The following is a 14,521-nucleotide window of genomic DNA, read 5'->3' on the forward strand; positions in this document are numbered from 1 at the left end:
GACATCGCCGGGCGCGAACGGATTGTCTTGCGGGACATGCGGTATCGCTCGATCATGCGTGGTCGATGACGAGACCGTCGATTTCGTTCGCGACATCCTCGAAACTGTCGGTGACGCGCTCAAGATGCCGGAAGAGTTCGCGCGCGATCAGAAAGCGCGTCGGATTGGCCTCGCCATGCTCCTTGAACAGGCGCTTGAGGCCCGCAGCGTGGATATCGTCGGCATGGCCTTCCATGCGGACGAGCCGCTCGGTCAGTTCGTGCAGGCGCGGCCCGTTGGCCGAGATGTTGCGGAGCAGAGGCAGGGCTTCGGCGGTCAGACGCGCCGCATCGACAATGATGCCCGCAATATCGCGCATTTCCGGCTCGAACTGGGTGACATCGTACAGATCGACGGCGCCCGCCGTCTTCTGCATCTCGTCGATCGCATCGTCCATCGATGCGATGAGATCGGTGATCGCGCTGCGGTCGAATGGCGTCAGGAAGGTGCGCCGCACCGTCTGAAGCACTTCGCGCGTGATCGCGTCGGCATCGTGCTCGCGCTCGATAATCTCCTGAATATGGTCGGCGACGCCGTCGCCGCCTTGCAGCATTCGCGCGAGCGCTTCCGACCCGGCCGTGAGCGTCGCAGCATGCGCTTCGAAAAGCTCGAAGAAATTGCCCTGCTTGGGAAGCAGGCGCTGGAACCAGGCAAACATGCGATTGACCCCTGTCTTTTCCGCAACACTGAAGACGACGCCCGACTGGCGCGCCGCGGCCCGAAAGCCGCGATCGCCGAACGACCGGATCATCGCCTGAAGATCGGCTTCATCGACCGACGCCGCCGCCTGGTCGAGCGTGAACCAGCGCCGTTCGCGCTCGTCCATTTCCTTCCACTCGTCGAGTTCGCGCGTCACCGCCAGCGGAAACACCTCGACATCGTACATGATCGCGGCGCCATTGGCGCGACGCTTGCGGTATTGATAGCGCCCGATCGACGTCGGGCAGACCGCACCGACGACGCCCGCTTCCTCCTCCGCCTCGACCGCTGCCGACGCATGGCGATCCAGCCCGCTGAGCGGGTTGCCTTTCGGAATCACCCAGCGGCCCGTGCCACGCGAGGTGACGAGCAGGATCTCGGTCGGGCCGTCCTTTTCGGCGCCCCCGAATCGATAAGGAAGAACTGCGATTTGCCGCATTAAATCTGGTCTGATCGTCCCGGTACCGCGCCGCCGCGCAGTCTGAAATTGCAAATTGGTGACGCCGTCATGACAAGAATGTGACAGCGACAAACGCCCATAGCCGCAGCGGCACTTTCCGTAAACGTCAATTCGATTGCAAAATGCAACGCGGTGCGTAAGCTGCTCCCAAAGACTGACGGGAGACGAAATGATGGCAGGCACGGCAAGCCCGGTGGATCAGGACGTCCTGATCGTGGGTGCAGGCATTTCGGGCATCGGCATGGCGGTGCATCTGCAACTCTATAGCCCCGACCGCAGCTTTGGACTTGCGGAGCGCCGCGCCGACCTCGGCGGCACCTGGGACCTGTTCCGCTATCCGGGTATTCGATCGGACAGCGACATGCACACGTTGGGGTTCGTGTTCGAACCCTGGAAGCATGAAAGATCGATCGCCGACGGCCCGTCGATCCTCGAATATCTGAACCGCATCGTCGATGAGCGCGGGATTCGCGACAAGATCCGTTTCAACAGCAAGGTGGTCGGCGCCGATTGGGACAGCGCCGCGGCGCGCTGGACCGTGACGATGGAGGATGACGCCGGCGCCACGTCGACCACGACCGCGCGCTGGCTTTATCTCGGCTCTGGCTATTATGATTATGACGAGCCGTTCGACGCTCAGTTCGCCGGGCGAGAGGATTTCCAGGGACAGATCATCCATCCCCAATTCTGGCCGAAGGATCTGGATTATTCGGGCAAGAAGGTCGTCGTGATCGGATCGGGCGCCACCGCCGTCACGATCGTCCCCTCGATGGCCGACAAGGCCGCGCACGTCACGATGCTGCAACGCACCCCGACCTGGTATGCGATCCGGCCCGCCAAGGACGGCCTCGCCAATTTCATGCGCAAGGTCCTGCCCGAAGAACTCGCCTATCGGATCACGCGCTTCAAGAATGTGAAGATGCAGGACATCGTCTTCAAGAAGGCGCGCGACAAGCCGCACAAGGTGCGGGAATTCCTGACAAAGCAGATCAAGAAGAATCTCGGCGACCGCTACGATGCCGAAGCCTTCACGCCGCCGTACAATCCGTGGGAACAGCGGCTCTGCCTGGTTCCCGACGCGGATTTCTTCGAGGCGATGAAGGCCGACAAGGCTTCGGTCGTCACCGACCATATCGAACGCTTCGACGCGAGCGGCATCCAGCTCAAATCGGGCAAGCATCTCGACGCCGATATCATCGTCACGGCGACCGGCCTGAAGCTTGCGGTGGCCGGCAAGATTCCGGTGCGGGTCGATGGCGAGACGATCGATTGGAGCCAGCATTTCTATTACAAGGCGTGCATGTTCTCGAACGTGCCGAACTTCTCGGCCGTGTTCGGCTATTTGAACGCGAGCTGGACGCTGCGTGCCGACATCGTTGCCGAATATGTCTGCCGTGTGCTGAACCACATGAAGCAGACGGGCACCGAAATCGCGAACCCCGTCCTTGCCGATCCGACAAGCCTGACCGAAGAGAATATCTTCGACTTCTCGTCGGGTTATATCCAGCGGTCACTGCACATCATGCCGAAAAACGCCGACCGGCTCCCCTGGCGGCTCAACCAGAACTATATTCAGGATCGCGTCGATATGAAGACGGGCGCGATCGCCGACGGCGTGCTGACCTTCTCCAACGCCGGAGCGACCGCAAAGACCGCGCCGGCCGCGGAACTCGAAGCGGCGGAATAACAGACCCTCGTCCGGGATGCCTTCCCCATTCAATTTATGGGAAGGACGTCCCGCGCGAATTCGGGTTTGACCGCGTCCACCAGCTTTGCCGTCATCGGCACATTGATCTTGTAACTTCCCTCGGCATAGGGGCCGATCTCATAGGGCGCGATCGCGATCGTCATCCTGTCAATGTGCCGACCATCCGACGAACCGAGCCACACCGTCTGCGCCGAAGCCGCCGGACACGCGGCAAAGGCGCCTCCCGCAGACGCATCGGCCGCGCCGGACGACATGATCCCCTTCGCCGCTTTCGCCTGCCTGATACGCGCGCAGAAATCGTCCGCTATTGCAACATCGAACGTCTCAGGGCTGGTAAAAAGGTCAAGCGGCTTCAACATGCGGCGCTTGCCGCGATCCCACAGCAACGTGTCGAAGCCCTCCATTCCATGCGCGCCGCCCATATAGGTTTCGATCTCCGCCGAGAGGCTGAGGAAGCGCGGCGTATTCGTGACGCGCAGCCACGTCTGCAAATGGCTGTGGGCGCGATAGGGAAAGCCCTCCTTTTCCGAGGCGGCCTTGTCACGCCCGGCCGCCGCGATGAGCGCTTCGCGCTTCACCTGTCGATCGGTGTCCAGAAAGCGCGCCAGTTCGGGTATTCGCGCCGCATCCTTTGGATAAGCATAGGCGAAATCGATCAGATCGTTCCGTTCCCTGACATCCGACGCCGGCGCGCCCTTTGCCAGAACGTCCGCCACGCCACCGGGCGGAGCGCCCGGAACCGCGGAGGCGGCGGCCTTCTCGGCCTTCGTCGGTCGATTGTCGGTGCAGCCCGCGGCGAGCAGCGTCGCGGGAAGAATTGCAGCCATGGTTCGGTACGTCATGCCTGAATAACGCGGGGAATCGACAAAATATCCCGACACGCCTAGCACCTCGGCATGACCGACTATTCCGACCTCGTCCAACCCGACAAGGGGCAGGACGCTCGCACCATCCATCTCGTTGACAAGAAGAGCTATGACGGGTGGCTGAAAGGCCGCAGCGCGCGCGAACGCGCGCATCTTGCAGCAGTCGGTTTCAAGCCCGACGCCTTTGTCCACGCAATACTGCCCGGAGACGATCCCGAACGCTGGGCGATCGTCACCACGGTGGCCGACGTGAACAGCCTGTCGGCCTGGTGCCTAGCCAAGCTTGCGCAGATCCTTCCCGAGGGGCGCTATCGCCTCGAGGGACAGCAACCCGGTAAGGCGTTGTTCGGCTGGCTGAGTGCGCAATATCGTTTCGACACCTATAAATCCAATCCGCCGGTCAAGGGCGGGCGCGTGCTGCTTACGAGCGACGTCGGCGCAATAGGGCCGACCGTTGCCGAAATGCGCGCGGTCGCGCTGGTTCGCGATCTCGTCAACACGCCGGCCGCCGACATGGGACCGGCGGCGATCGAAAAGGTGGCGGAACGGATCGCCAAGGCGCATGGCGGCAAGCTGACGGTTACGAAGGGCGAAGCGCTTGAACAGGGCTATCCGATGATCCACGCGGTCGGACGCGCCGCGGCCAAACATCATGCCCCTCGGCTGATCGAGATCGAATGGGGCAAGGACGGTCACCCCCGCGTCGCGCTGGTCGGCAAAGGGATCAGCTTTGACAGCGGCGGCCTCGACATCAAGCCGGCGTCGGGCATGCGATTGATGAAAAAGGATATGGGCGGCGCCGCCCATGTCCTCGCGCTTGCCGAACTGATCATGGCAAGCGGGATGCCTGTGCGCCTTCACTGCCTCGTCGCGTCGGCCGAAAATGCGATCTCCGGCGATGCCTTCCGGCCCGGCGACGTGCTGAAGAGCCGAAAGGGTCTGACCGTCGAAATTGGCAACACGGATGCCGAAGGGCGCCTCGTCCTGGGCGACGCGCTCACCAAGGCGAGCGAGGCCGAGCCCGAACTCATCGTCGATTTCGCGACGTTGACGGGCGCAGCGCGCGTCGCGCTGGGCCCCGATCTCCCCGCTCTTTATTCCAACGACGACGATCTGGCGTCCGACCTGCTGGCAGGCGGCATCGACCGCGACGACCCGCTGTGGCGAATGCCGTTGTGGGATGGCTATGCCGAGTTGCTCGAAACCGACATAGCCGACCTCGGCAACGCGGGAACCTCCTCCTTCGCAGGATCGATTACCGCTGCGCTGTTTCTGAAGCGCTTCGTCCCCGACGGTACGGCCTGGGCGCATTTCGACACTTTCGCTTGGCGCCCGTCGGCAAAGCACGGACGGCCGAAAGGCGGCGCGGCGCTGGGCCTGCGCGCCGCATGGGCTATGCTGCAGATGCGATATGACCGCCGCAAGAAGGGTGAACGTCCTTGATAAAGCGGGGGGCGCTGGTCTAATGCGCCGCGATTGTCCGCGAGGCGCGGAAAAAGGCATATTACAGGACGGCAAGTGACAGCGAACAGCGGCGAAGATTCAGCGGCCAACCGCGTACGGATGGGACGCCCCGGCGTTGCCGGACAGGGCCGCGACCGCTTCGGCCTAACCGGCACGTCGCAGGCCTTCGATCCGCGCGTCGTGGCGATCCGTCCGGACCTGGCCGATATCGCCGTCGCGGGGACGCATTTCGCCCCCCACTATGCCGCGCCGATGATGATGAGCGGCGTTCTTCCTGCCGCCGTCATCCGCGCGGCGCCATCGCTGGATGCCGAACAGACGAGCGAACTGCTTTTCGGCGAAGGGTTTGCCCTGCTCGACCTGACCGGCGGCTGGGCGTGGGGTTACAGCCTTGCCGACCATTATGTCGGCTATCTCGCGGCCGACGCACTGGGTGCACCGATCGCGCCCACACACCGTGTCGAAATGATCGAGGCGATGCTTCATTCGGCACCCGACGCGGCGAGCGGCGGGCCGGCAGTCCTCCCGCTCGGCGCGCTGGTGATGGGTGAACCTGAGGGCGAATGGCTCAAGACGGCGCACGGCTATCTACCGCTTGCCGCTCTGGTCGAGGTCGGGACGGAGCATGACGACCCCACCGCGATGGCCGAACACATGGTCGGCACGCCGTATCTGTGGGGCGGTCGGACCGCGAAGGGCATCGATTGTTCGGGTCTCGTCCAGCTTGCCTGGGCTTCCGCCGGGGTTCACCTTCCGCGCGACAGCGACCTCCAGCTCGCGAGCCTGGGAAACGACAAGGATGTCGCTCCCACCGAGTTGGCGCGCGGCGATCTCGTCTTTTTCCCCGGCCACGTCGGGATCATGACCGATCACGACAGGATCGTCCACGCCAGCCGCCAGTGGATGGAAGTGCGCGTCGAACCGCTCGCCGACATTGCGAAGCGCTCGATGGCGAAGGGACATGATGTTCCGATCAGCGGCTACAAGCGGCTGCGATAAATCATGGCGCAAACGGTCTTTATCGACGGCGCGGCGGGTACGACGGGCCTGGAAATCGCCGAACGGCTTGCGGGACGGAGCGAGTTTTCGCTGATCGCCCTGCCCGATGCCGAGCGCAAGGACGCCGCGCGGCGGAGCGAAGCCCTGAATGGGGCCGATTTCGTCATTCTCTGCCTACCCGATGCCGCGGCGATCGAGGCGGTGGCGATGGTGAACAACCCGGCGGTGCGGATCATCGACGCATCGACCGCGCACCGCGTCGCGCCCGGCTGGGCCTATGGCTTTCCCGAGCTCAGCGCTGCGCAGCGGGGGGCCATCGCGACGTCCAAGCGTGTCAGCAATCCGGGTTGCTACCCCACGGGCTTTCTCGCTCTCGTCGCACCGCTGGTCGCCGCCGGCCTGGTGGGTCGCGACGCGCGGCTCAGCGTCAACGCGGTGTCGGGATATTCCGGTGGCGGCAAGGAGCTGATCGCGCGCTTTGAGGCGGACGATGACGTCGGTTTTCGCAGCTATGGTCTGAACCTCGCGCACAAGCACGTCCCGGAGATGCAGCGGGGAGCCGGGCTGGACCATGCGCCGCTTTTTGCCCCCGCGGTCGTTCCGGTCTATCGCGGCATGCTGGTCGAAGTGCCCCTGAGCTTTGACACGTCCATGTCCGACGCGGTCCATGACGCGCTTGCGGAGCATTTTCGGGAATCGTCGCTGATCAGCGTTCGGCGCGCCGGCGACGAAAGCGAATTGCTGCTCCGCAAAAGCGACGACGCGACCGACCGGATCGAGCTGATGCTTTATGCAAGCCCCGACGGCACCCAGCTTCGCCTCGTCGCGCGGCTGGACAATCTGGGCAAGGGAGCAAGCGGCGCCTGCGTACAGAACCTCAACCTGATGGCTGGCCTCGCCGAAACGACGGGGCTCCGGCTCTGACGATTAGTGGACGGTGTCGAGGGCGACGTCGATCGACAGATAGGTAATCAGCCGCTCGATCTGACGCCAGCGCGCGAAATGAACGTGGTTTCCCAGCACCCGATATTGCTCCGCACGAGCCGCCGCGGCGAACCCCGCTTCTTCGCCATGCTCTCGGATCATCGCATGCGCATCGTCGACCGCGCCACGGTCGGCAAGATAAGGTGCTGGCAGTTGCATGATGTCCCCGGCCCGTTGCGTCGAAAGCCGCTCTAAAGACAGCGCATCACCGCCCCGTTCCCAACCGTAATGAACAAGCGGGTAAGGTTAATCGTCGGCGTTCGCGCGTTAACCATGGACGGGGCGAATCGTCCATTTGCAGCCGTCGCATCGCCGTGTAAGACTGCTCCCATGCGCAAAATCCTGAAATATACCGGCATCGCCCTCCTCGTTCTGATCGTCGTGGGCGGGATCGCTCTTTATGTATTGTCGCGCCCCGACGTGGCGCGCTTCTCGACTGCCGAACTCAGCGGCCGCGTGCCGGTGATGGCGTCGCAGAAATCAGAGAGCATCCCGACGATGAACGTCCCCGAGGCGACGAGCTGGCCCGCAGGGCAGGCGCCGCGTGCGGCCGCGGGGCTGGGCGTCAGCCGCTTCGCAGAAGGACTGGATCATCCGCGCTCGATGCTCGTCCTGCCGAACGGCGACATCCTTGTTGCCGAGGCCCAGAGCCCGCCGCGCGACACATCAGGCATCGAGGGCAAGGTGATGGGCAGCCTGATGAGCAAGGCAGGTGCCGGGGGCAAGTCGGCCAACCGGATAACGTTGCTTCGCGATGCTGACGGCGACGGCAAGGCCGAGGTCAAGACCGCCTATATCACTGGCCTCAACTCGCCCTATGGCATGGCGCTGGTCGGCAAGACGCTTTATGTCGCGAACACCGATGCGATCCTTGCTTTCCCTTATGTGGAGAGCGAGACGAGGATGAGCGGCAAGGCCACCAAGCTGGTCGACCTGCCCGCAAAGGGCACCAACCGCCACTGGACGAAGAGCCTCGCGGCAGCGCCCAACGGATGGCTTTATGTGGGCGTCGGCGCCGATTCGAACATCGGCGAAAAAGGCATGGGCAACGAGACCCGGCGCGCCAGCGTCCTCGAAGTGCGTCCCGAGAACAAATATATCCGCACCTTCGCCGCCGGCATCCGCAATCCCGTCGGCCTCGCCTTCTATCCCGGCAGTGACCAGTTGTGGACCGTCGTCAACGAACGCGACATGCTCGGGAGCGACCTGGTTCCCGACTATCTGACCAACGTCGATGAAGGCGATTTCTATGGCTGGCCCTGGTATTATTGGGGCGGATTCATCGACCCGCGCGTACCGCCGGAGGACGAGGACCGCCGCCAATATGTTAAGCGCCCCGACTATGGGCTCGGTGCACACGTCGCACCGCTGGGTTTCACCTTTACCGACAAGCTTGATCTTGGCGAGCGTTGGGCGAACGGCGCGCTCATCGCGCTGCACGGGTCGTGGAACCGGGAACCGGTCGCCGGCTATGACGTGGTGTTCGTCAAATTCGGTGCCAATGGTCGCCCGATCGATGCCCTGCCCGTCACGTTCCTCGACCAGTTCCTCGCCAAGGACGGCAAGACGACGCGCGGTCGCCCTGCGGACGTCAAGGTCGCGAAGGATGGTAGCGCGTTGATTGCCGACGACACCGGCGGCGTGATCTGGCGGGTATCGAAAGCCGGCTGATCCGCGTCAGTCGGTCAGTTCGGCTTCGACGATCTTGTAGATTTTGGCGGTTTCACCAAGATCGACGCCATATTGTTTCCAGCCTTCGAGGCAGGGGCCGAACACCTTCGACAGCCGCGTATCGACGTCGCGCACCATATCGGACGTGATGATCGCGGCCGTCGGCGTCGAAGCCGGCTGGCGGCTCCGCAGCCGGCCGATGTAGAACGCGCTCATCATGTCGAGAACCGCCGCCTGCGACGCGGTGACCGGCTCGCCATTCGGCTTCGTCGCCTTGAACGACAGCGCCGACAGGAAGCAGCGCGCATCGGCACGGTCCTGTTCGGTAACCGTCTGCGCGCTCGCTGCGCTCGCAAGCCCGAGCGCCGCCACGGCGCTCCAAATCATTCTTTGCATCCCTATTCCCCCCACAGGTCAGGTCAAACGTCGGTCGCGTCCAGTGGCGCCCCCTTTGCGCAGGCCTCGTCAGACACGCATCGGCATGAGAACGTACAGTGCCGGGCTCTTCTCGCTCTCGCGAATCAGGGTCGGCGCATTGGCATCGGCAAGATGCAGTTCGACCGTATCGCCATCGACCTGGCCCAAAATGTCGCTGAGGTAGCGGGCATTGAAGCCGATCTCCATCGCTTCGCTGTCATAACCAGCCGCCAGTTCTTCGGCTGCGGTGCCATTCTCCGGGCTGGTGACGGACAGGGTGATGCGGTCCTTGTCGAGCCCCACCTTGACGGCGCGCGTCTTTTCGCTCGCGATCGTCGACACGCGATCGACGCCCTGAAACAGGCTCTTGGGATCGACCTTCAGCAACTTGTCGTTCGCGGTCGGAATGACGCGGCTGTAGTCGGGGAAAGTGCCGTCGATCAGCTTCGACGTCAGGACGGCGTTACCAAGCTGGAACCGGACCTTGCTTGCCGACAGGCTGATCTCGACATTTCCCTCGGCCTCGTCGAGCAGTTTGCGGATTTCGGCCACGCATTTGCGGGGCACAATCACGTCCGGCATGCTGTTCGCCCCCTCGGGGCGCGTCACGGTGTAGCGCGCCAGGCGATGGCCGTCGGTCGCCGCGGCCTTCAGCACCGGCCCGGTCGCATCCTCGGCGACATGAAGGAAGATACCGTTCAGATAATAGCGCGTTTCCTCGGTCGAGATCGCGAAGCGCGTCTTGTCGATAATCTGGATGAGTTCGGCGACAGGCAGTTCGAAACTGGTCGGAAGGTCGCCTTCGGCGATGACCGGAAAGTCGTCGCGCGGCAAGGTCGGAAGATTGAAGTTCGACCGGCCGGCCTTCACCTGCATCTTGCCTTCCGCGGCGGCCAGGCTGACTTCCGCCCCTTCGGGCAGCTTGCGCGCGATTTCGAACAGGGTGTGCGCCGACACGGTGGTGGTGCCTGACGTCTCCACCTTCGCCGCGACGGTTTCCACGACCTGCAGGTCGAGATCGGTCGCCATCAGCTTGAGCTGGCCGCTGCTATCGGCTTCGATCAGGACGTTCGACAAAATGGGGATGGTATTGCGCCGTTCGACCACGGACTGGACGTGGCCGAGGCTCTTGAGCAGCACCGCACGTTCGATCGTCGCTTTCATTGTGTCACATCATCCCTGTAGCGCGGGAAAAGTCCCTGAGAGTCCAGCGGAGCGGGCCGTTCGCCCCGAATCCCGTCCCCGAAAATGTCCACCTTCCTTAACGTCCGCACCGCGCCGTGCAAGCCATGCTTGCAAAGCATCCACATTCGCGCAAACGAGGGCCGATGCGGGCTACAGCCATATTCTTCCTGATCGCAGCGGCAGTGCCCGCGACAGTCCTTGCCGCGCCGCGCGCCGCTCTCGGCGTTTTCGACGGCTGGGGCGCCTTTCGCGAGTCTGCCCAAGGCTCCGCGCCACCCCGCTGCTACGCCATTGGCGCTCCTTCCGCGACGATCGGCACGCCGCAAGTCAAACCCTATGCGAGTGTCGGCTATTGGCCGAAATCGCGGATTCGTGGGCAATTCTACGTTCGGTTGTCGAAAGCCCGCGCGCCGGGCCGCGAACTGCGGCTGACGATCGGCAGCCGCCGTTTCATCCTGACCGGTAACGGCATCCACGGCTGGGCAAGCGACGCGCGGATGGACGCGGCGATCATCGCCGCGATGCGATCCGCACCGAGCATGAGCGTCGAGACCAGTACCGAAACGGGCCGTAGTGTCGCCGACACCTATCGCTTGCGCGGCGCCGCGACGGCGATCGACGCGGCGGCGCTCGGATGCGCTTCGATCCGGTAAGATCATCGGGTAAATGACGGGGATCTGGGTATCTTGACGCTGAATCGCCGCCCAGGCGCGGGGCTTGACGGCTTCGGCCTTCCCGCCACGTTCATCACCCGCGCATCATGGCCTGCGCCACGGCCAGCGCGAAGGTTACGCCCGAGGACAGCACCAGGATGATCGCCAGAATGCGGGCCTTCCGGCCCTTGACGGGGCGCTTTAGCCCGAAACGCAGCTCGCGCCGCCGCCACGTCGCCACGGCGAGCGTGAGAAGCGGCATATTGATAACCACCCAGATGAAGAACGTCTGAGCGGCCAACGACGTCGTGAAAAAAGACAGAATGCCGAGGCCGATGAAACCGGCGGGTATCGCAATATAGCCAGCTGTCGTGATCCGAAGTTTGAGATCCTCCTCCGCCCATTCGGCTTCGAGTGCCTGTTGCTCGGTTTCCTCCGCCGGCTCCCCAGCTTCATCGGAGGCATAAAGCCATTGTTCGAAATCATCATCGGCAAGCTGTTTGCGGGCCTTCAGCGATCCTTCGAACGGCGTGGCGGGGCCACCGGAATTCCATGATCCTGCCAATTACCACCTCCTCCGGCCAAAATCACAATCAACACTCGCATCGCAGCGCCATTCGATCCGTTTGAACCACGCGCACGTCCAGCAGGAAAGCGATATCTGGCCGAGCCCGCCGCTAACCCCGCCCCAGCTTCGTCAATTCGGCGGCGAGGAAGTCGAGGACGATCCGGATACGCGGCACGCGGCGAAGGCGTTCATGGGTCAGGAGCCACAGGCCCGTCGTATCCTCCGCCTTCGGGGGAATGCATCGGATGAGGTCGGGTTCGCGGTCGGCCAGAAACGCCGGCAATATGGTAAGGCCCATGCCCGCGCGAACGCCGGCGAGCAGACCCGACGCCGTGTCATATTGCATGACGACCGAGTCCTCGAGCCCATATTGCCGCAGCCATGCCTGATAAGGCTCCCACACTCCGCCGCCACCGCCGATGAACGGATGCGTCGCCAGCTCCTCGCGCGTGTGTGGGACGCCGTGGCGATCAGCATAGTCGCGGCTGCTGTAAACGGTCCAAGGATTGTCGGCGATGCGCCGTCCGACTAGCCCCGCTCCCGTTGGCTGCTTGCTGCTGCGGATCGCGATGTCGGTCGCCCCGGAAGAGAGGTCGCGCGGTTCGTCCGACGTGTCGAGATGGATATGGATGCCGGGATGCGCGGCCCGAAGATCGCGCAGAATGGGCGGCAGGATCGTGACCGCGAAAATCTCCATCGTCGATACGCTGACCGTGCCGCCCGCATCGCGCGATTTCGCGCCCGCCGCCTCGCCGAAGCGATCGGCGGCGTCGCGGACCGCAAGGGCGCTGGCGAGCATCGCTTCACCCACCGGGGTCAGCGCGTAGCCCGCTTGCCGACGTTCGAACAGGCTAAGGCCGGTGGCTTCCTCCAGCGCCGCGATACGGCGGGCGACGGTGGTCTGGCTGACGCGCAGCGCCTGTGCCGCCGAAAGCGTACTGCCGCTCTCCGCCACCGCGAGAAAGGATTTGAGGTCGTTCCAGTCGAACATGATGTCTTTTGCGAAATAACCGGCCGTGCCGCATTCTGCAATTATGCAGAATATCCCGGCAACATCGTTGCTCCCGCGGTGCCGCACCGAAGATTACCTGTATCTCCACCGGCTTCCTACCCTCCTTCAGCCGGCCGATGGAGAAATGAGATGAAAAAGCTTCTGATCCTCGCAGCGCTGGCCGCCACCGCATCGGCTCAGCCGGCCCTCGCCGACCCCGCACCCCGGACCATCCTCGTCCAGCATGCCGACCTCGACCTCCAGACAGCGACGGGCGCCAAAGCGCTTCAGCACCGTGTCTGGCGTGCGGTGGTCGAAGTATGCGGGACGACGTCAGACTTCGACGTCGCGGGCCAGAACGACATTCGTCAATGCCGTCGCGACACGCTGGAAGCCGCCTCCACAATGACGAACCAGGTCATCGCGGGAACGATGCGCAGCGAACCCGTTCGCGTCGCGTCGGCACGGAACTGAATCGGCGGGCACTCCGACCGACACCTTAGAGGGTCGCGACCGACACGGGTCGCGGCCCTTGTTTTTCGTATCACCCTCGCTCGTCAAACGTCCGGCGCGCCGCCTCGACCCGATCGAGATTTTCCCCCGCCCAGTGCCACACGCCGCAGAACGCTTCGCCGAGGCTGTGGCCGAGAGGCGTCAGGCGATATTCGACCTTTGGCGGGACCACCGGATGAACGGTGCGTTCGACCAGGCCGTCGCGCTCCATCGCGCGCAAGGTTTGCGTCAGCATCTTCTGGCTGATGCCCGCAACTCCCCGCGCGAGTTCGGTGAAACGCAGAACCCCGTGATCCTCCAGCTCCTCCAGCACGAGCAGGGTCCATTTGTCGGCAACCCGGCCGATCAATTCCGTTACCAGCGCTTCGACGCGCGGATCGACCGGAAGATTCGAGTCATAGGCGATTTTTTCCGTCGCAAGCATGGCTGAAAATCCAATTCTCTCTTTTGGGTAACTATAGTACTTTTGGGTGCCTACTTTCTTTTGGAGAGTATAAGGATATTCAGGCCTTCTCAACACCCATTCCAAAGGAGAAGATTCATGAAGACCTCCGGCAACACCATTCTCGTTTCCGGCGGCGGATCGGGCATCGGGCTTGCGCTTGCCCAGCGCTGGCATGACGCAGGAAACGTCGTGATCGTCACCGGCCGCAACACCGCGAAGCTGGAAACGGCGATCGTCGGGCGCGCGAACATGCACGCGATCGCACTGGACGTGACCGACCCGGCGGCGATCGCCGCCTTTGCAACAGACGTCGTCGCGCAATTCCCCGCGCTCAACATCCTGGTCAACAACGCCGGCATCATGGCAACCGAGGATGCGAGCACCAGGCGCGACCTCGCGCACGCCGAAGCGACGGTGATCACCAACATCCTCGGGCCGATCCGGCTGACCGACGCGCTGGTCGATCATCTGGCGGCGCAATCCGATGCGGCGATCGTCAACGTCACCTCCGGGCTCGCCTTCGTACCATTGCCCAAGGCGCCAACCTATTCGGCGACGAAGGCGGCGATGCACAGCTATTCGGTCGCGCTACGCATCCAGCTTGCGGGCAAGGTCGATGTCATCGAACTGGCACCTCCCGCCGTACGCACCGACCTGACGCCGGGCCAGTCGACGCGCGAAGGCTATATGCCGCTCGACGATTTCGCCGACGAGGTCATGGCCCTGTTCGCCGGCGACCCCACGCCGGAGGAAATATTGGTCCGCAACGTCCTACCGCTGCGCAATGCGGAAGCGAACGGCAATGTTCCGGCGGTGCTGGGGATGCTCGCGAACCTGTAGCCATCACCCCTCCCCATTG

At 63.5% G+C, this 14,521-nt stretch carries 16 protein-coding genes; 8 read left to right on the forward strand and 8 right to left on the reverse strand.

Annotated features, from left to right (window positions below):
• Window positions 1-52: 52 nt before the first annotated feature.
• Window positions 53-1,177 carry a DUF47 family protein gene (locus JNM03_RS10075; protein ID WP_294036322.1) on the reverse strand — a complete coding sequence of 375 codons (1,125 nt, stop codon included), beginning with the start codon at window positions 1,175-1,177 and terminating at the stop codon, window positions 53-55.
• Between the two features lie 190 nt (window positions 1,178-1,367).
• Here JNM03_RS10075 and JNM03_RS10080 point away from each other — a divergent pair, with 190 nt between their 5' ends.
• Window positions 1,368-2,885 carry an NAD(P)/FAD-dependent oxidoreductase gene (locus tag JNM03_RS10080; protein ID WP_294036323.1) on the forward strand — a complete coding sequence of 506 codons (1,518 nt, stop codon included), beginning with the start codon at window positions 1,368-1,370 and terminating at the stop codon, window positions 2,883-2,885.
• A 29-nt stretch (window positions 2,886-2,914) separates the two neighbouring features.
• Here JNM03_RS10080 and JNM03_RS10085 read toward each other — a convergent pair whose 3' ends face one another.
• Window positions 2,915-3,733 carry a DUF4163 domain-containing protein gene (locus JNM03_RS10085; protein WP_294036324.1) on the reverse strand — a complete coding sequence of 273 codons (819 nt, stop codon included), beginning with the start codon at window positions 3,731-3,733 and terminating at the stop codon, window positions 2,915-2,917.
• A gap of 69 nt (window positions 3,734-3,802) precedes the next feature.
• Between JNM03_RS10085 and JNM03_RS10090 the strand changes: the two genes are divergently transcribed.
• The 3 genes from JNM03_RS10090 (at window position 3,803) to argC (ending at window position 7,159) form a co-directional block, all read left to right on the forward strand.
• Window positions 3,803-5,215 (forward strand): M17 family metallopeptidase, encoded by a 1,413-nt coding sequence (locus tag JNM03_RS10090; RefSeq protein ID WP_294036325.1) that lies wholly within the window; start codon window positions 3,803-3,805, stop codon window positions 5,213-5,215.
• A 75-nt stretch (window positions 5,216-5,290) separates the two neighbouring features.
• A complete protein-coding gene (locus tag JNM03_RS10095) occupies window positions 5,291-6,235 on the forward strand; it encodes a C40 family peptidase (protein WP_294036326.1) in 945 nt (314 codons plus the stop codon).
• Between the two features lie 3 nt (window positions 6,236-6,238).
• Window positions 6,239-7,159, forward strand: coding sequence for an N-acetyl-gamma-glutamyl-phosphate reductase (argC, locus tag JNM03_RS10100; protein ID WP_294036327.1), 921 nt, complete (start codon window positions 6,239-6,241; stop codon window positions 7,157-7,159).
• 3 nt (window positions 7,160-7,162) lie between these two features.
• Here argC and JNM03_RS10105 read toward each other — a convergent pair whose 3' ends face one another.
• Window positions 7,163-7,378 carry a hypothetical protein gene (locus JNM03_RS10105; protein WP_294036328.1) on the reverse strand — a complete coding sequence of 72 codons (216 nt, stop codon included), beginning with the start codon at window positions 7,376-7,378 and terminating at the stop codon, window positions 7,163-7,165.
• A gap of 171 nt (window positions 7,379-7,549) precedes the next feature.
• Between JNM03_RS10105 and JNM03_RS10110 the strand changes: the two genes are divergently transcribed.
• Window positions 7,550-8,890 (forward strand): sorbosone dehydrogenase family protein, encoded by a 1,341-nt coding sequence (locus JNM03_RS10110; protein WP_294036329.1) that lies wholly within the window; start codon window positions 7,550-7,552, stop codon window positions 8,888-8,890.
• A 6-nt stretch (window positions 8,891-8,896) separates the two neighbouring features.
• On the opposite strand, the gene JNM03_RS10115 is transcribed toward JNM03_RS10110, so the two are convergent.
• Both JNM03_RS10115 and dnaN read right to left on the reverse strand, forming a co-directional pair.
• A complete protein-coding gene (locus JNM03_RS10115; RefSeq protein ID WP_294036330.1) occupies window positions 8,897-9,286 on the reverse strand; it encodes a hypothetical protein in 390 nt (129 codons plus the stop codon).
• Between the two features lie 69 nt (window positions 9,287-9,355).
• The gene (gene dnaN / locus JNM03_RS10120) at window positions 9,356-10,471 is read right to left on the reverse strand and encodes a DNA polymerase III subunit beta (protein ID WP_294036331.1); all 1,116 of its coding nucleotides are present in this window, start codon (window positions 10,469-10,471) and stop codon (window positions 9,356-9,358) included.
• Window positions 10,472-10,635: 164 nt separating this feature from the next.
• Between dnaN and JNM03_RS10125 the strand changes: the two genes are divergently transcribed.
• The gene (locus tag JNM03_RS10125) at window positions 10,636-11,145 is read left to right on the forward strand and encodes a hypothetical protein (RefSeq protein WP_294036332.1); all 510 of its coding nucleotides are present in this window, start codon (window positions 10,636-10,638) and stop codon (window positions 11,143-11,145) included.
• A gap of 94 nt (window positions 11,146-11,239) precedes the next feature.
• On the opposite strand, the gene JNM03_RS10130 is transcribed toward JNM03_RS10125, so the two are convergent.
• The gene (locus JNM03_RS10130) at window positions 11,240-11,710 is read right to left on the reverse strand and encodes a hypothetical protein (RefSeq protein WP_294036333.1); all 471 of its coding nucleotides are present in this window, start codon (window positions 11,708-11,710) and stop codon (window positions 11,240-11,242) included.
• A 112-nt stretch (window positions 11,711-11,822) separates the two neighbouring features.
• Window positions 11,823-12,704: a LysR family transcriptional regulator gene (locus tag JNM03_RS10135; RefSeq protein WP_294036334.1), complete on the reverse strand. Its 882-nt coding sequence runs from the start codon at window positions 12,702-12,704 to the stop codon at window positions 11,823-11,825.
• A gap of 150 nt (window positions 12,705-12,854) precedes the next feature.
• On the opposite strand from JNM03_RS10135, the gene JNM03_RS10140 reads away from it, so the two are divergent.
• On the forward strand, window positions 12,855-13,178 hold the full coding sequence (locus tag JNM03_RS10140) for a UrcA family protein (RefSeq protein ID WP_294036335.1): 324 nt from the start codon (window positions 12,855-12,857) through the stop codon (window positions 13,176-13,178).
• 70 nt (window positions 13,179-13,248) lie between these two features.
• On the opposite strand, the gene JNM03_RS10145 is transcribed toward JNM03_RS10140, so the two are convergent.
• A complete protein-coding gene (locus tag JNM03_RS10145; RefSeq protein ID WP_294036336.1) occupies window positions 13,249-13,641 on the reverse strand; it encodes a helix-turn-helix domain-containing protein in 393 nt (130 codons plus the stop codon).
• Window positions 13,642-13,758: 117 nt separating this feature from the next.
• Here JNM03_RS10145 and JNM03_RS10150 point away from each other — a divergent pair, with 117 nt between their 5' ends.
• Window positions 13,759-14,502 carry an SDR family oxidoreductase gene (locus JNM03_RS10150; protein ID WP_294036337.1) on the forward strand — a complete coding sequence of 248 codons (744 nt, stop codon included), beginning with the start codon at window positions 13,759-13,761 and terminating at the stop codon, window positions 14,500-14,502.
• Window positions 14,503-14,521: the final 19 nt, after the last annotated feature.

It is taken from the genome of Sphingopyxis sp., assembly GCF_016793825.1.
Lineage (GTDB): Bacteria > Pseudomonadota > Alphaproteobacteria > Sphingomonadales > Sphingomonadaceae > Sphingopyxis.